The sequence below is a fragment of the Methylobacterium sp. WSM2598 genome (assembly GCF_000379105.1).
GTDB lineage: Bacteria > Pseudomonadota > Alphaproteobacteria > Rhizobiales > Beijerinckiaceae > Methylobacterium.
This window is the reverse complement of sequence record NZ_KB900609.1, coordinates 836,630-853,696: the sequence shown is the minus strand read 5'-3', so window position 1 is coordinate 853,696 and position 17,067 is coordinate 836,630. Positions and strand designations below refer to the sequence as shown.

Annotated in this window: 11 protein-coding genes and 1 pseudogene; 11 read left to right on the top strand and 1 reads right to left on the bottom strand. The window is 64.2% G+C overall.

From position 1 onward, the window contains the following. Nucleotides 1–546 precede the first annotated feature (546 nt). The 5 genes from MET2598_RS0104135 to MET2598_RS0104100 all read left to right on the top strand — a co-directional run bounded on the left by MET2598_RS0104135 (nucleotide 547) and on the right by MET2598_RS0104100 (nucleotide 7,588). Entirely contained in the window at nucleotides 547–1,209 is a 663-nt protein-coding gene (locus tag MET2598_RS0104135; protein WP_018259960.1) for a DUF1345 domain-containing protein, read from the top strand. Nucleotides 1,210–1,697: 488 nt separating this feature from the next. Then, the gene (locus MET2598_RS0104130; RefSeq protein ID WP_018259959.1) at nucleotides 1,698–2,870 is read left to right on the top strand and encodes a hypothetical protein; all 1,173 of its coding nucleotides are present in this window, start codon (nucleotides 1,698–1,700) and stop codon (nucleotides 2,868–2,870) included. 563 nt (nucleotides 2,871–3,433) lie between these two features. Further along, the gene (locus MET2598_RS0104115) at nucleotides 3,434–3,673 is read left to right on the top strand and encodes a DUF6489 family protein (protein ID WP_012336488.1); all 240 of its coding nucleotides are present in this window, start codon (nucleotides 3,434–3,436) and stop codon (nucleotides 3,671–3,673) included. Nucleotides 3,674–4,120: 447 nt separating this feature from the next. Beyond that, nucleotides 4,121–5,066 (top strand): IS630 family transposase gene (locus tag MET2598_RS38580; protein ID WP_236728661.1). Its coding sequence is split into 2 segments (ribosomal slippage): nucleotides 4,121–4,467 and nucleotides 4,466–5,066, totalling 948 coding nucleotides; the frame shifts between segments, so codons are not numbered across the junction. Between the two features lie 578 nt (nucleotides 5,067–5,644). Next, nucleotides 5,645–7,588: an alpha/beta hydrolase domain-containing protein gene (locus tag MET2598_RS0104100; RefSeq protein ID WP_018259954.1), complete on the top strand. Its 1,944-nt coding sequence runs from the start codon at nucleotides 5,645–5,647 to the stop codon at nucleotides 7,586–7,588. Nucleotides 7,589–7,911: 323 nt separating this feature from the next. Here the strand turns inward: MET2598_RS0104100 and MET2598_RS0104095 are convergent, their stop codons facing one another. Continuing rightward, entirely contained in the window at nucleotides 7,912–8,160 is a 249-nt protein-coding gene (locus MET2598_RS0104095) for a hypothetical protein (RefSeq protein ID WP_018259953.1), read from the bottom strand. Between the two features lie 138 nt (nucleotides 8,161–8,298). Here MET2598_RS0104095 and MET2598_RS0104085 point away from each other — a divergent pair. The 6 genes and pseudogenes from MET2598_RS0104085 to MET2598_RS38565 all read left to right on the top strand — a co-directional run. After that, nucleotides 8,299–9,431 (top strand): IS3 family transposase gene (locus MET2598_RS0104085; RefSeq protein WP_236728644.1). Its coding sequence is split into 2 segments (ribosomal slippage): nucleotides 8,299–8,563 and nucleotides 8,563–9,431, totalling 1,134 coding nucleotides; the frame shifts between segments, so codons are not numbered across the junction. A gap of 1,124 nt (nucleotides 9,432–10,555) precedes the next feature. Beyond that, nucleotides 10,556–11,029, top strand: coding sequence for a CBS domain-containing protein (locus MET2598_RS0104080; protein ID WP_018259952.1), 474 nt, complete (start codon nucleotides 10,556–10,558; stop codon nucleotides 11,027–11,029). Between the two features lie 48 nt (nucleotides 11,030–11,077). Then, nucleotides 11,078–12,469: a GntP family permease gene (locus tag MET2598_RS0104075; RefSeq protein WP_018259951.1), complete on the top strand. Its 1,392-nt coding sequence runs from the start codon at nucleotides 11,078–11,080 to the stop codon at nucleotides 12,467–12,469. Between the two features lie 20 nt (nucleotides 12,470–12,489). Continuing rightward, nucleotides 12,490–14,505 carry an acyl CoA:acetate/3-ketoacid CoA transferase gene (locus MET2598_RS0104070; protein WP_018259950.1) on the top strand — a complete coding sequence of 672 codons (2,016 nt, stop codon included), beginning with the start codon at nucleotides 12,490–12,492 and terminating at the stop codon, nucleotides 14,503–14,505. 1,083 nt (nucleotides 14,506–15,588) lie between these two features. Further along, nucleotides 15,589–16,599 carry an ABC transporter substrate-binding protein gene (locus MET2598_RS38570; protein ID WP_084673756.1) on the top strand — a complete coding sequence of 337 codons (1,011 nt, stop codon included), beginning with the start codon at nucleotides 15,589–15,591 and terminating at the stop codon, nucleotides 16,597–16,599. 105 nt (nucleotides 16,600–16,704) lie between these two features. Beyond that, nucleotides 16,705–17,067: pseudogene (locus MET2598_RS38565) on the top strand (transposase); the annotation flags it as partial.

Genomic DNA, 17,067 nt, shown 5'->3' with positions numbered 1-17,067 from the left:
GCCGCATCCGCATCGGTGCGGAGTGCCATAGAAGGTTGTTCTACGCCGGCGCTGCATGCTCGCGTTTCACACAGCCTGCACCCTGAGCGGCCGTTCGGGCTCGTAGTCTTTCATGGGTATACCCATCCGAGGCGTAATCGTGAGACACTATTCGCGTCTCAACAGGGTCGTCTTCCGCGTTTCGAGACGTCACGTTGCGACGGTCTAGAACCAAACTGCCACCCTAACCTATCGATGCGCGCCAGCAGGTCCTCCTGGCAGCTCTCGGCGATAGCTGGTTGGGGTCGCGCGTCTAACCGGGGCATTGGAGCGGTTTCGACCACGGACGGCGATCACGCACTGGTCGCTGGCTGCATTAGCACCTGCGCATGTATGAAATGGCAAGCTACACCACGGTGCAGGGCGAACTGCCGAGCACTGCGCCCACGCCCGCGATGACCAGGTGCTCGGCCGCGAACGCGATCCGAACTCCTCGGCTCGCGCCCTGGACCTCAGCGATCTTCACCGCCACAGCATACCGCTTCGGTTCAGCATTGAGTTTGGACTATGGCCCTGCGCGTCCTCGATACGGTCCACGCCCTCTGGCTCCGACCGCGCCTGCTCGGTTCCATTGCGGTTGCGATCGCCCTCGCGCTGGTGCTGCCGTCAATCGCTACGTGGTCGCGGGTGCTGATCGGCTGGTGCGCGGGTGTGGTCGTCTTCGTCGGGCTTATCGTGTGGAACATGACGACGCAGTCGGCGGACGAGCTGCGGCGCGAGGCCTCGCGGCTCGACGACAGCGCCGCGATGATCTCGCTCTTCGCGCTCCTGGCCGCGACGGCCAGCGTCGGCGGAGTTGGGATGCTCGTCTTCGGCCAGCAGGAGCAGGACGCCTACAAAGGCCCGCACATCGTCCTCGCGGCGGCAACCATCCTCTGCGCCTGGATCTTCGTCCAGGTCGTCTTCACTGTACATTATCTTCACATCTATTACGGCGAGGACGAAGGTGGCCGGAGCCGCGGCGGCCTCGACTTCAATGGCGATGACGCGCCAGATTTCTGGGACTTCCTGTACTTCGCAGTCACGATCGGCACAACGTCACAAACCTCGGACACCGACATCCGCTCGAAGCACATACGTCGCATCGTCACCGCGCACGCCGTATACTCGTTCTTCTTCAACACCTCCCTACTAGCACTTGCCATCAACATGGGGGCTGGTTTTGCTTAGGGGATACCGGCCTTCTGGCTGGAGCCAGCAGAGCACCCGCCCCAGTCCACAGTGCGCCTCGGTGTTTCCGTCGAATGCAGCCTTGTCGGCAGACATCTGTCATGTATAGAAAACGACGGTTTTTCAGCCACTTAAACCTGTAAGGCTTGCGTGTCAGAAAATCAAAGTCGGACGTCAGCGGTTTCCCGCACGCCTGTCACGCCGGTGAAGGATGCTTTCGGCAGTGCGGTCGGCGACGCCAAGCTCCAGGCCGAAGGCAAGATGGAGAAAGCCGAGGGCCGTGCCCAAAGATGCCTACGGCGGGGTGAAGGACACCCTGCGCGGCCGCTGAGCCTCAACGTACCGGTGGATGCCTCTCGGCACCCACTGCGCGCAGCCCGCCGAGACGTCCGAGCGGGGAGCGAAGCCCGAACTGCCGGGTTATCACCTCGCAGAAATCGGCATCGTGGTCGCGCCTCATCGCCCAGCCGTTCTGCGGGGAGAGGCATATGGCTATCGACGTTCGTTCTGACCTTCGCCGGCCGACCACGCTGGCCTTGGCCGCGCTGAGTGTGCTGCTCCTGGTCATTCTGCTCGTCTCGAGCATCTCGCACTCTCGGCAGCGGCAAGCCCAGGAGCAGCAGATTGGAAATCTGAATAGCCAGCTTGCAGCGGTACAATCAGAGCTGCAACAGCAGACGCGGGCTGCGGGAACGCTCAAAGAGTTGCAAGCAAAAATTGCAGCGACAGAACAGCAAAACACGCAGACCACGCAAGCTGCACAGCAAGCACAAGCGCAGCTCCGCGAATTGGAGCAGAGCAGGCAGGTCGCCGAGCAGAAGGCCAGGGATGCCCTGCAAGCCGCTCAAGCACCAACGCAGCGCCTTGCAGAGCTGCAGTCCGATGTCCAGAAGGCCGGCCAGCAGGTGGCGACTCTACGCGAGGCGGCCATCTCGGCAGAGCAAACAGCGGCGGCCCGCACCCAGGAACTCTCGGACGTCGGACGGCGGGTAGAAGAGGCGCGCAAGCAGGAAGCGAAGCTGCGAACCGACTTGGCCGCTCTGGCGCAGGAAGCGACCGCGAAAACTGCCGAGTTGGCTGACGCCGAACAACGACAGCAGCAGGCCCGTGAGGGCTTGGCGGCGGCGCAGAAGGAACTGCTGCAAGTCCGAGCCGATCGGGAGCGCGTCGCCCAGCAGCGAGGTGAGTTGGATCAGACCATCACCAGCCTCACTCAAGCTCGCGATAAGACATCGGCCGACAAGAGTCAGATCGAGCAACAGCTCCAGCAGACCCGAGACTCGCTGATGTCCGCACAGAAGGACGTGGCCGCTGCGCAGGCTGAGCGTGACCGGCTGACGGGCGAGCGTGGACAGGTTGAGCAGGCCATCAAGGCTCTGACCGGCAATCGAGAGAAGCTCACCAGCGACCTCGAGTCCGTTCAGAAGCGGTATGCGGAGGCCCAGGCACAGCTTGCGACGCTGACGGAGAACCTCGCGGCGAAGAACAAGGAGGTTGCCGACCTGGAGGGTCGTCTTCGCACGACCCGGCAGGAACTCGCCGAGGCACAGGGCAAGCTGGCCGACGCCCGCCAGCAGTTATCCGGTCAGCCCGCTGCGGACGGCTCCGCGCCCGCCGGGACAGGAAGCACATCACCTGAAGGTGAGACGAAGCCGCAGTAGAGAGGCTGGCCCGAAACAGCCTTTCCCTTGCCCCGGAGGTGTAACCGAGATCCAAGAGTTCCCGACGGTGTGCGAGGCGATCCGCACGGCCGCAGTGGTGCTCAGAGACACGGCCTCTACCCCGTGGATCGTGAGGGAGGACGGCACGATCCTCAGGCACGGGTGGATCCGAGAGCAGGCTCGGGTACTCGGGTTCCTGGAATAGGGCAGCGGTCCTCATCCATGACGTCATGAGGGTGCAGACCCGGGTGACGACGGAAGGGCTCTTCCACGAGTCGAAGGTCACCCGCCGGGGCGGCGGGGTGCAGTCGTGGGGCGGGCGGGAAGCCTGAGGCAAGCCCTGCGGGGTTTAAGCACTGCCGCGGCCAGTCCTGGCCGCGTGGCAAACACACCACCGTCACGACACCAGCCCGCCCGGCGGCCCACCGGGCGGGCTTTTTCGCCTTACGCGATGCGCGCCAGGTGGACCGTGATCCGCACGCCCACGCGCTTATGAGCCAAGGGGCATCCTTCCCCTGAACCTGCAGCGCCTATCAGCATTGTTCTAGCCGGGAGGCTGCAAGATGCTGATCAATGCAGACGTGGATTGCACACCTGAAGAGGCGCGGGTCTTTCTCGGCCTGCCTGACCTTCAGCCGCTCCAGGCCGCCGTCATGGCGAAGATGCAGGAGCGCATGCTGCAGGAGATGCACCGTTACTCTCCCGATAGGCTCATGAAGGCGTGGATGTCCGCAATGACTGAGCCGGCGAGGAGGAAGCGCAGTGGGCCGCCGCCGCACAAGCCGCATCCTTCATCGCAGTAGCGCGGCGCGACGAAGGCCACCCGCCGGGGCTGCGGGGCGCAGTCCGGAGCAAGCCTCAATGGTTAGATGAAACCGTTTGCGTGTAGACGAGGTTAGACTCCCAATCCGCTTCATTCCAAAGGGATTGGCATGGCCTTCGTGTTCTTCCTGGTTTTTGTTGGCCCGTGGATCGTACTCGCCGGGTTGGATGTTCTCGCACAAGCTAGACGAAAGCCATACTGATTCCAGATTTTAGCACGACAGATGATGATATTGCAAACCAAGCCATAACATCCAGCAACCAGGAGTAGCCTTCCTGGGCTATCATCTGGAATGAGAGATCCTCGCAAAGAACTCCTAGACCGTACACAAGTACATATTGCATGAACCGAGCGGTGTCTAGAGCGCGATCCGAGCGGGCTGAAACGGCTGGCGGTGTGGTGGGTTGGTCGGCGAAGGAGAGCGCCGATGTCCTCAGCCCTGTCCGTCGATATGCGTCAGCGCGTGGTTCATGCCGTCGAGGCCGGTGCATCCCGGCATCAGGCAGCGGCGCGCTTCGGGGTCAGTCTGGCGAGCGCCAGCCGCTGGTGCGGGCAGTTCGCCCGTGAGGGTCACGTCGCCCCCAAGCCGATGGGCGGAGATCAGCGCTCGCACCGGATCGAGGCGCAAGCCGACCTGATCCTGTCGCTCTACGAGGCGCAGCCCGGCAGCTATCTGCATGAACTCCGTGCGGCTCTGGCCGAGCACGGCGTTTGCGTGGCGCAGAGCAGCCTCTCGCGCTTCTTCAAGCGCCACGGCATCTCGGGAAAAAAGCACGGGCCACGCAGCCGAGCAGGAGCGGCCGGATGTGAGGGCCGCGCGCGAGGCGTGGTTCGAGGGCCAACTCGACCTCGATCCGGATCGCCTCGTGTTCATCGACGAAACCGCAGCCAACACCGCGATGGCACGCCGCTACGGGCGCGCTCCGCGCGGCGAGCGCTGCCGGATGAGCGTGCCTCAGGGCCATTGGAAAACCACCACCATCGCGGCGGGCTTGCGCACCAGCGGCATCACCGCGCCCTGGCTGCTCGACGGGGCGATGAACGGGCAAGCCTTCCGCACCTACGTGGCCGACGTGCTCGCCCCCACCCTCCAGCCCGGTGACACGGTCGTCATGGACAACCTGCCGGCCCACAAGGTCAGCGGCGTCCGCGAGCGCATCGAGGCCGTGGGAGCTCGGCTGCTCTACCTCCCGGCTTACAGCCCCGACTTCAACCCCATTGAGCTGGCCTTCGCGAAGCTAAAAGCTCTGCTGCGTAGCGCGGCGGCGCGAACCATCCCAGACCTCTGGGACGCCATTCGGCGCAGCCTGCAGCGCTTCGCCCGGGCTGAGTGTCGAGCCTACCTCGCCGCTGCTGGCTACGACGCAACTTGATCGGATGCCGCTCTAGCGTTTGTTGACGCTGTTGCTGTACGACTCGGTCGAATGAATGCAGATCTGGGGCACTTGCCGGAAACGCGAACTTCCTTAGTTCAAGACCTGGAAAATCTGAACCGTCTTCGTTTGAAACTATCACATGGAGGGTAATATTGCGGACTAATACTTACCAAAAATGTCGGAGTAGGAAGCCACCCTCCTGCTGGTCATCGAACCCCGAGCGGTTGCATCCCACCACCGCCAAGCTCCTGCCAACGCCTCCGGCCGCGTAGATTACAACAGATGATCCGACGGCCCGGCGCGGGCCGTGGAAGGCCTTTAGACTATTCCTCGACTGGCGCCCCGGCCGGACCGGCTCCGAGGTCTTCCGGAGACTGTCCGCGGGTTCCATATCGCGCACCATACTGGCCATTATGCGAACGGGCAGCCCTCACGCGCGTGAAGGCGGGCGTATGGAACCAGGGTGTCTGGCCGTGCGAAGTTGATGAGATGCGCTTGGTGTGGCCGAAGCTGAGCGCGTGCTACGGTCGCGCCGAAAGCGACCGGGGCGTCGCCGCTAGGGAGGAAGTGCCAGCATGACTGCGATGAGAACGGCTGCGGCCTTCGCGCTCATCGGGGTTGGCCTGCTCGCCGGACCAGCTGAAGCCGAGGTGACGCAGTTCGAGACCGTTGCGGTGGAGCGGCCGGCGCTCCAGGGCCGCAGCTTCGGCGAGCGCGGCACGGCTGAGAAGATCGCTGGGCGGGCGACCATCGCCTTGGATCCGGCCGATCCCCACAACGCCGTCATCGCCGACCTCGCCCTCGCGCCCCGTAATGCCGACGGCCGGGTCGAGGCGGTGGCGGATGTGGTGCTGCTGCGCCCCGAGCGCCCCAACGGCCTGCTCCTGGTCGAAATCCCCAATCGCGGCCGCAAACTGATCGGGCCGCTCGTCGAGGGTTCCTCAACCGAGGCGTCGGGCCGGCTTCAGCAGGCGGGGGATGCGGGCCGTGGATTCCTGCTGTCGCGGGGCTACACCTTGGCGTGGATCGGCTGGCAGGGCGACATCGCTCCGGGCGCTGGCATGGGCATTCGCCTGCCCGTACTCTCAGGGGTCACCGGGCCATCGCGCGAGGAGTGGGTGTTTGACCACACCAAGAGCCCGGTCGAGGCGACGCTGACCTGGCCCGCTGCGGACCTCGACCCGGCGAAGGCGCACCTCACCGTGCGGGCGAAGCCGGAGGATCCGCGCACTACGCCCGCAGGCCTGTCGTTCCGCTACCTCGACGCTCACCGGATCGAGATCACCCGCCCAGAAGGCTTCGACGGAAGCGCCCTCTACGAACTGAGCTACACCGCCCGCGACCCAGCCGTGATGGGCCTCGGCCTCGCAGCGATCCGGGACGTTGCGACTTTCCTGCGCCACGACGCCAGCCCGCAGAACCCGCTTGCGAGCGGCGGCAGGAGTGGCATCGACCGAGCGATCGGCTTCGGCATCTCGCAATCAGGTCGCGTCCTGCGCGACTTGCTGTATCTCGGCCTCAACGAGGACGAGCGTGGGCGGATGGTGTTCGACGGGATGATGCCGCACATCGCCGGCAGCCGGCGCAGCTTCACCAACGCCCGCTTCGCCCAGCCCGGCCGCAACCCGGCGCCGCACCTCGACCGTTACTACCCGGCCGACCAGTTCCCCTTCGCCTACGCGGTGACGACTGACGCCCTGACAGGGCGGCGCGATGGCCTGTTCCTGCGCTGCCGGCTCAGCAACACCTGCCCGCGCCTAATGCACGTCGACAGCGAGTACGAGATGTGGGGCTCCCGCGGGGCGCTGGTGACGACCGACACAAGCGGTGCCCAGCTCGACCAGCCGCCGGAGGTTCGGGTCTACATGGTCACCGGCGCGCCGCACTTCGCCAATCCCAACGCCAAGACGATGAGCGAACCCGGCTGTGCCCTGCCGGTCAGCCCGGTCCATGCTGGGGCTGCATCTCGCGCCCTCCTCGCCGCTCTGGAAACCTGGGTGGCCGATGGGATCGAGCCTCCGGCGAGCCGCTACCCGTCGCGGGCCGACGGCACTCTCGGGGTCGCGGCGCATCTCTATCCGCCGATCCCGGGCCTGCCCTATGCGGGCCTCTACAATCCGGCCCAATGGGTCGAGCAGGGGGATCCTCCGGCGGTGCGTGGCACCTACCCTCTGCTGCTACCGAAGATCGATCAGGACGGCAACACGCTGGCGGGCATCCGCCTGCCGCTGATTGAGGTCCCACGGGCGACCTACACCGCCTGGAACCCGACCCGCGGCGTCGCCGCTGAGACCCTGTGCAACCAGAAGGGTGGCGTCCTCGCCTTTCTGGAAACCCGTGCGGCGGCACGGGCAGCCAGCGACCCGCGGCCCTCCCTTGAAGAGCGCTACCCAGATCCGGGGACCTACGCGGCGGCCGTGCGGGCCGCGGCAGCGCGGATGGTGGCCGAGCGCACGCTCCTGCCTGCCGACGCAGAGGAGATGAGCACCGCGGCGGAGAAGGGGCAGCTCGCCCAGTGAGTGCAGGCGAACTTCGCGCTGCCAGGGCCGCCGCGGGTACTGGCATTATGCTGGTTGCCGGGATGAGGGGGTAACTGTTCGGAGCCGGGATCTTCTCGAGCTGGCTGTTCTGAAGCAGGCCTTTAGACGGCGCGCATGCATGTCACCAAAACGACGGTTTTCCAGGCACTTAAACCTGTCAGGATCGCGTGTCAGGAAATCAAAACCTGTCACGAAGCCGAAGCCGGGCGCCAACGGTATCCTGGTTCGCCCGGCTTACCTGTCTGCACGACACCCCGCCGAAGCTCGGGTCTGATGATCCGCTTGCAAACTCACAGAGGTTCTCACCCCTTGCGCAGCCGCTTCGTATTCGCACGGACCTTCCGGCGGTAGCCGCTCACGACATGGCCCGGCGACTTGCCGGTCGCGATCTGCAGCGCGGCCTCGCCAGCCGCTAGTACTTTCTCGCTCACCATCAGGTGCGCTTCCGACATCGCGGCGGGTCCGCCGAGCGCGATCTTGGCGAGGCGCAAGCCGATCACCGTCTGAGCCTCGACGCCGAGCATCGTCACATCGACGCCCAGCTTCCACATGGGTCCGAATATCGGGACTGGCATACCGGTGTTCCTTGTACGGGGGGACCATAGAGGTGGCTCGGAGGATCTGCACAGCGGGGCTGAGTGGAGTTTCTGCCTGACGGCGGCCAGGATGGCCGCGGATCAGGAGCGACGATGAGCAAGCGACAGCGCCGGAACCACGCCCCGGCCTTCAAGGCCAAGGTGGCTCTGGCCGCCCTGCGGGGTGAGAAGACGCTGGCCGAACTGGCCCAGCAGTTCGATGTCCACCCCAACCAGATCACGGCTTGGAAGGCCCAGCTTCTCGAAGGGGCTGCCGGGGTGTTCGGAGCCGCGTCCCGGTCGGAGAGCACACCGGCCATCGACGTGAAGACGCTGCACGCCAAGATCGGCGAGTTGACGCTGACCAACGATTTTTTGTCCGGCGCGCTCGGCAAAGCCGGTCTGCTGAGCGCAAAGCGATGATCGATCGCGGGCATGATCTCCCGATCGCCAAACAGGCCAAGGCGCTCGGGATCAGCCGGGGCAGCGTCTACTACCTGTCGCGCCCAGTCCCGGCTGCCGATCTCGGCGTGATGCGGCGGATGGACGAGTTGCATCTCGAACTTCCCTTCGCGGGAAGCCGGATGCTGCGCGACCTTCTGAACAAAGAGGGCATCGCGATCGGCCGCTGTCATGTCGCGACGCTGATGAAGCGCCTGAGCATCGACGCACTCTACCGCAAGCCGAGCACCTCGAAGCCTGCGCCGGGGCACAAGGTCTACCCGTATCTCTTGCGCGGGTTGACGATCGACCGACCCAATCAAATCTGGGCCATGGACATCACCTACGTTCCGATGGCGCGTGGGTTCGTCTACTTGGCGGCCGTGATTGATTGGTACAGCCGCCGGGTCCTGTCCTGGCGGCTGTCGATCACCATGGAGGCCGACGTCTGCGTCGAAGCTTTGGAGGAAGCGCTCGCCCGGCACGGCAGGCCAGAGATCTTCAATACGGACCAGGGCTCGCAGTTCACCAGCCACGCCTTCACCCGCGTGTTGCGGGAGGCGGGGATCGCCATCAGCATGGACGGCAGAGGCGCGTGGCGCGACAACGTCTTCGTCGAACGGCTGTGGCGGTCGGTCAAGTACGAGGAGATCTACTTGCGGGCTTACGACACCGTCAGCACGGCGCGCGCTTCGATCGGTCGGTACCTCGTCTTCTACAACGGACGAAGGCCCCATTCGAGCCTTGACCGGCGCACCCCCGACCAAGCCTACTTCGACAGGCGGCCGCATCCCGCGGCCGCCTGAACCCGGCAGGATATCCACTTATCCAAGCCCACGTCGCTGTTCAGACAAACCGAGCCACCTCTCATGACTAATCGCGCAACGATGGCCAAGCTGCTGGGCTTAGCTTCTCATGCCGGGCGCCTACGCCTGAGGTTGGTAGCGGGTCGGGCGTTCCATGAGGGATTGTGCAGAGCTCGAGGCTCTACGGCCTCGCGGGTGGAGCTGGCTCGACGTCAGCAGGATTGGGCACATAGGTGCACCAAGCGCAGGAACCTCGATGCTCTGCCTTCGGCGCATTGCGCTGGGAGCAGATAGGGCAGACGTGTAGGACGACTCGGCCACCGACGAGAGTGGCTTGGCCCCGTCCTTTGAACGTAACGGCCTGACAGGTTGGATTGTTTGGTGGCGCTGCCATCACAACCTAGGCCGTAGTCGTGCTTTCACCTGTTAGAAAAGGAGCCGCCCCCGCAGGAGCGGCCCAAGTCTAGGGAGGAAACGCCCATGGAGGGCTGCGAGACCGCAACGCCATCGCGATCTCACGACGACTTTCTATGCTGCGCTGCAACAACTTGAAAGCGCAAAATCTGGACACCATGCCCACGATTTACGCATAGCTGGAGGGAGCAAGAAACTTCGCCATGCGCCGCATGCATGTCCCGCTCTCTCAGCGGATGTCGCGAAGGAGTTGTGAGGCGCAATAGGACCGAAGCTGCGCCAGTTCTCCCCCGGAGTAGAATATCCAGAAAACGACGGTTTCTCAGCCACTTAATCCTGAAAGGTTAGGGTGTCAGGAAATCAAACGGGTGCTCCTGCGCGAGCGTCATGCGTCCCTTCAACCAGCGTCGCAACATGGCAGCTGGCGGTGCAGACCATGATAGGCACGGGCCGCGGGGCAGGTTGCGACCCATAGCGGTCCTTCACACGGTCAAGCTGATTGAGTTCAGACCGTAGTGGTGCGCTCGCCCGATCGGCTCCGCCGGACAAGCGACCCGTGGTCGACAGGCCGACTATGCACCAACATTCCAACTGGGCCACTCAATGGGGTCTGACCAGTTGATCATGGGAACCGGCCAGCATCTCTCCACTTGGGCGAGGTGCGGCAAGGTGCTCGCCTTGTCGCGTGGCCCGGGCGAGGAGATTGCACGATGGACAGGCGAGCCGAGACCGCGGGGGCCCTTCTCCGGAGCAAGAAGTCCGGCATCACGGGGGTGATCGGGGCGGCACCGGACGACAGCGTCGAATCGGCCCTTAGGCTCATGGCCGAGAAGGATATCGGCGCCCTCGTCGTCCTGGAGGGGTCCAAGCTCGTCGGGCTCGTGTCGGAACGGGATTACGCGCGGAAGGTGGAGCTTCAGGGTGCGACGGCCCGCACGAAGCTCGTCCGGGACATCATGACCCGGGACCTCATCCCGGCAAAGCCGGCGGACAGCGTCGAGACCTGCCGACGGCTGATGAACGACCACCAAATCAGACACCTGCCCGTGTGCGAAGGGGACAAAGTCGTGGGCGTGCTGTCGATCCGCGATGTCTTGGATCAAATCATCCTGCACGACGAACGTCACATCAAGGTTATCGAAGAAGAGCGAATGCAAATGACGACGAACACCGGCTCGTACTGACCAAATCGCTTTCCCATTTTCGATCGCAATACTTCGTGGAGGAAGGGCATGAGTTTCGTCGTCACCTTGGCCGCCCTGTTTTTCTTGATGTTCGTGGCCTATCGCGGATTCAGCGTCATCCTGTTCGCGCCCGTGGCCGCTCTCCTGGCCGTCCTCGTGACCGATCCGAACGCCGTGCCGGCGGTGTTCACCGGCCTGTTCATGGAGAAGATGGTCGGCTTCGTGAAGCTCTACTTTCCTGTGTTCCTCTTGGGCGCCGTGTTCGGCAAGGTGATCGAGCTCTCGGGCTTTTCGAAGTCGATCGTCTCCTCCGTTATCCGCTTGGTCGGGCACCAGCGGGCCATGCTCTCGATCGTGCTCGTCGGCGCGCTCCTGACCTATGGAGGCGTGTCGCTCTTCGTCGTCGTCTTCGCGGTCTATCCGTTCGCCGCCGAGATGTTTCGGCAAAGTAACATCCCGAAGCGCCTCATTCCCGGAACCATCGGGCTCGGCGCCTTCACGTTCACTATGGATTCCCTACCCGGCACGCCGCAGATCCAGAACATCATCCCGACGACCTTCTTCAAGACCGACACCTGGGCTGCGCCGATCCTCGGCACCGCCGGCGCGATCTTCATCCTGGTCGTGGGCCTCGCCTACCTCGAATGGCGGCGCCGGCAGGCGGCCGCGGCGGGCGAAGGCTACGGCGAAGGTCACACGAACGAGCCCGAGCCGGTGCTCAGCGAGCGGCTGCCTTCTCCGGCCCTGGCCATCCTGCCCTTGATCGTCGTGGGCGTGCTCAACAAGGTGTTCACGTCCCTGATCACGTCCCACTACGGGGCGACCTACGAGGTCGCGCTCGCGGACAAGAGTCACCCTATCGTCACGCAAGTCTCCTCGGTGGCCGCGATCTGGGCCGTCCAGGGCGCGCTGCTCGCGGGCATCCTGACCGTCATGGCGTTCGCCTTTAGGCAAGTCAGGAAACGCTTTGCGGAAGGCACCAAGGCCGCGGTCGCGGGCGCTCTCTTGGCGGCCATGAACACCGCATCGGAGTATGGCTTCGGGGCGGTCATCGCGGCCCTGCCCGGGTTCCTCGTCATCCGCGACGCGCTGAGGGCGATCCCGAACCCGCTCGTGAACGAGGCCATCACCGTGTCGGTGCTGGCCGGCGTGACCGGTTCGGCGTCGGGAGGCATGAGCATCGCGCTCGCCGCCATGTCGGACCAGTTCATCGCGGCCGCCAATGCCGCCGGCATCCCGTTGCAGGTCCTGCACCGGATCGCGTCCATGGCGAGCGGCGGCATGGACACCCTGCCCCACAACGGGGCGGTGATCACCCTGCTGGCCGTGACCGGCCTGACGCACCGCCAGTCCTACGGCGACATCTTTGCGATCACCTGCATCAAGACACTGGCGGTCTTCGTGGCGATCGGAATCTACTACGCGACCGGCCTCTACTGACACGAGCGCGAGGCGACCCCATGTCCTTCTCGAACCACCCCTTCCTCGCCTCCCTGCGCTCCGGACAGAAGGGCAAGGTGGTGACCGCAGCCGAGGCGGTCAGGCTCATCCGGGACGGCGACACCGTCGCAACCGGCGGCTTCGTCGGCATCGGTTTCCCCGAGGGCATCGCGGTCGCCCTCGAGGAGCTTTTCCTGTCGAGCGAGGAGGCGGATTTCCTGACCACGGGCAAGCCGCGCAACCTGACCCTCGTCTATGCGGGCGGCCAGGGCGACGGAAAGGACCGGGGGCTCAACCATTTCGGCCACCCGGGCCTTCTGAAGCGCGTCGTCGGCGGCCACTGGGGGCTGGTGCCGAAAATCCAGCAGCTCGCGATCTCGAGCCAGATTGAGGGCTACAACCTTCCGCAAGGGGTGATCTCGCACCTGTTCCGGGACATCGCCGCGCACCGCCCCGGCCACCTGACGCGGGTCGGGCTCGGCACCTTCGTCGATCCGCGCTTCGGCGGCGGCAAGATCAACGAGCGCACGACCGAGGACCTCGTGGAACTCGTCAGCATCGGGGGGGAGGAGGCGCTCTTCTACAAAGCCTTTCCGATCACCATCGGCATCGTGCGCGGGACCACGGCGGACCCCGACGGCAACATCACCATGGAGAAGGAGGCGCTGACACTCGAGGCGCTGGCCATCGCCATGGCGGTGCGCAACTCCAACGGCATCGTCATCGCCCAGGTCGAGCGTGTCGCCGAAAGCGGAAGCCTGAACCCGCGCCAGGTGAAAATCCCCGGCGTTCTCGTCGACTGCGTTGTCGTAGCCGAACAGCCAGAGCACCACTGGCAGACATTCGCGACGCCCTACAACCCGGCCTTCAGCGGCGAGATCCGGGCGCCGATGAACTCGGTCACCGCCATGGAGATGAGCGAGCGCAAGGTCATCGCGCGCCGGGCCGCCATCGAGCTCAAGGCCAACAGCGTCGTCAATCTCGGCATCGGCATGCCGGAGGGCATCGCCAACGTCGCGGCGGAGGAGAAGATCATCGACCTGATCACGTTGACCGCGGAGCCCGGCGTCATCGGCGGCATCCCCGCGGGCGGCCTCAACTTCGGTGCCGCCGTCAACACGCAGGCGATCCTCGATCAACCCTACCAGTTCGACTTCTACGACGGCGGCGGACTCGACGTGGCATTTCTCGGTCTCGCCCAGGCAGACCGCGAGGGAAACCTGAACGTCAGCCGCTTCGGCAGCCGGCTCGCCGGGGCGGGCGGCTTCATCAACATCAGCCAGAACGCCAAGAAGGTCGTGTTCGTCGGTACCTTCAACGCCGGCCGCCTTCAGATCGCGATCGAGGGCGGCACGTTGCGCATCCTGCAAGAGGGCCGCTCGCCGAAGTTCGTGGCGGAAGTCGAGCAACGGACGTTCTCGGGTTCCTATGCCCGCCAGCGCGGTCAGCCGGCGCTCTACATCACCGAGCGTTGCGTCTTCTGCCTGTCCGCTTCGGGTCTCGTGCTGACCGAGATCGCGCCGGGGGTCGATCTCGAGCGCGACATCCTCTCGCAGATGGAGTTCAGGCCGGCGATCGCCGAGCCCCTGGCGACGATGGACCCGCGCATCTTTCGTCCCGAGGCCATGGGCCTGCGCGACGATCTCCTCACCGTGCCGCTCGAGGAGCGCTTCGTCTACGATCCGCAGCAGGACCTCTTTTTCGTCAATCTCTCCCAGTTCACGGTCAAGACGCTCGATCAGGTCGAGCAGATCCGCAGCCTAGTTGTGAAGCGGCTGAAACCGCTCGGCCGCAAGGTCTACGCAATCGTCAACTACGATGGGTTCGGCATCATGCCGGAGTTGCTCGACGCCTACTCCGACATGGTAAAGTGGCTGATGGAACACTACTACTCCGGCGCCACCCGCTACACGACGAGCGGCTTCCTGCGTGTCAAGCTCGGCGAGTCCCTCGACCAACGGGGAGTCTCCGCGCACATCTACGAGAGCGCCGACGAAGCCCGGAGCCACCTGCAGGACCTCGAAAGCGGCTCTTGAGGCAGCCCCCGTCGTAGCTCGTCCATCACGTCGCCTCGCCCAGATTCCCGTCGTACCGCTTAGCCAGAGCTCTCAGGTTGTCTTGAATATGCTGTATCGCTCGACGGACCGCCTCCCTCGTGGTGGCGCTCCCGTCCGAGCCGCCACCGAATTCCTTAACATGCGATGACACTCCGATTAGTATTTTTCAAGGCGGCAGCTTAGCCATTACTCATTCTGAAGGGTAGATGGAGGGACGTCAGCTTCGGGATGAATTGCCAAAGCCGGGATCCAGCCCGTAGCAGACCTCGCGATTGAGAACCAAAGTTAGGTTCTGAACGCTAAGGCCGCTGTTAATACGTAGCCTCCCCGAGCATGCGGTAGTCTTGCATCCCTGAGCAACCAAATGCCTCTTGCCATGAACGACGGAACACAGCCGATTGTACTAGCAGCGTCCCGGCTGCTTCAAGTCGAGGTTATCGACAGCGGCAGAACGCTCGCCCTACGGCTTCAAGGAGCAGACGGCCGTGAGTTGGCTGTGCTCGTGCCACGCTCTGGAGCGGATGAGCTTCGCGTGCACCTCGCCGACAGCCTGGAAGCCGCGGCGCAGGTCCCTCTTTCCTGAACTACATCCCCGGAATGTCCGCTTTCCACCGAGCCTGTGTGAAAACGCAGGGGCTGTAGAAGGATTTTCCCTCGCCCACCCTGGGGAGCGCCAGTATAGGCATCCTGACGGCATCTCTGCTGCCGCTCATGGCACCTGAACGGTGGCTGCGCAGAAGATTGCTCTAAAATTCGGAGGTGCGTCCGAGTTTTCACACAGCCTGCACCCGAAGCGGAAATTGCCCGACCAAACCGGAGCTGCGGCGTGCAGGCGAAGGTCAACACACCCGACCCGGGCCTTCCGACCGCAAGCCCGGGCGGAGTGCGGACGCTGCGATCCGGCAGCGCTCCCGTGACATTGTCCCACTATCAACTATGAGGCTGTCTCGCGCTGTGCTTCAATCAGCCGGCGCGGAACCTTCCTCGTCGGCTTCCTACAATTCCCGGGTTCGGACGGCGAGAACAGGATGATCGTCGTTCTCCAAACGAGGGAACGCGGCCATGCGGCGACGTGACGTCAATGGATTGATCCTGGGCCAGGTCGCAAGCGCGCTGTGGCCGCAACGCGCGGCGTTGGCCAACAGAGTTCCTCGAGTCGCGTTCGTCGTGCCGATCGGCCAGTTCGTGGAAGCCAAAGAGGGCGATGGCTGGAGTGGTCTCGTCAAAGCTTTCCTGCAGGGTCTTCGGGATATTGGGTACGTTGATGGCACCAATTTTAGCTTCGAGTTCTATTCGGCGGAGGGTAGGCCCGGGCGAGTGGACGAAATCGCGGCCCACATTCTTCGAAATCCGCCTGACGTTGTTCTGGCAGGAGGAGGCGGGGCCAACGAGGTCGCCCATGCCTTCAAGCGACTGACGCGGACGGTCCCAATCGTCATGGCCAACAGCTCAGACCCTGTCATGCAAGGACTTGTGGCCAGTCTTGCCAAGCCGGGCGGCAATATCACGGGCTTTTCCGGAAACACGGGACCGGAAGTTGAGGTCAAAAGGTTAGATTTACTGAGAGAAGTGGCACCGGATGCGACCCGTATCGCCTATCTGGGACTGAAGATTGACTGGGAAAGTCCAGCCGGAGTTGGGGTGCGTGGCGCAGCGGCGCGGCTCGGCGCGAAGGTGCTGCATGCGGAGCACACACCCACGGATTATGAGGGTGCGTTCGAGTTCATCACGAAAGAGCACGTGCAAGGCCTGTTCGTGGGGCGAAACCCTTGGAATTTTTCGAACAGGCGGGCGATCACGGCATTCGCGGCGGATCGGCGAATGGCGGCGGTGTATCCCACGCGGGAGTTCCCCCAGGTCGCCGGTCTGATCTCCTATGGACCGAGCCTCCTGGACCTCTATCGGCGCGCCGCCGGTTATGTCGACAAGGTCCTGAAGGGGAGCAACCCCAGCGACCTACCCGTTGATCAACCAACGAAATTCGAACTTGTGATCAACTCGAAGGCCGCGCAGGTCATCGGCTTCACCCTGCCCGTGTCACTCCTCGCCCGCGCCGATGAGGTGATCGAGTAGGCGGCCGGGGTTGGGCCCCGCGCGGTTCGTCACGCCCGCTTTCCACCGAGGCTGTGTGAAAACGTGAGGGTTTTTGATAGTCTCTGCCTGACGGTGGAGGCTGGTATGGCGCGGTTTGTTTGGGGTGCGGATCGCCATCAAGTCACGCTGCTGCCGAACCGGTTGGACGACTACGTGTCCGAGGACAATCCGGTGCGCGTCGTCGACGTGTTCGTGGACGAACTTGATCTTGCGGCTCTGGGTTTTGACGGTTTGATGCCGGCCGCGACGGGCCGGCCCGGCTATCATCCCACCACGCTGCTGAAGCTCTAGCTCTACGGCTACCTCAACCAAGTCGCTTCCAGCCGCAGACTGGAGCGTGAGGCCGGTCGCAACGTCGAGCTGATGTGGCTGACCGGCCGCCTCGCCCCCGACTTCAAGACCATCGCCGACTTCCGGCGCGACAACGGTCCAGCGATCCAGGCCGTC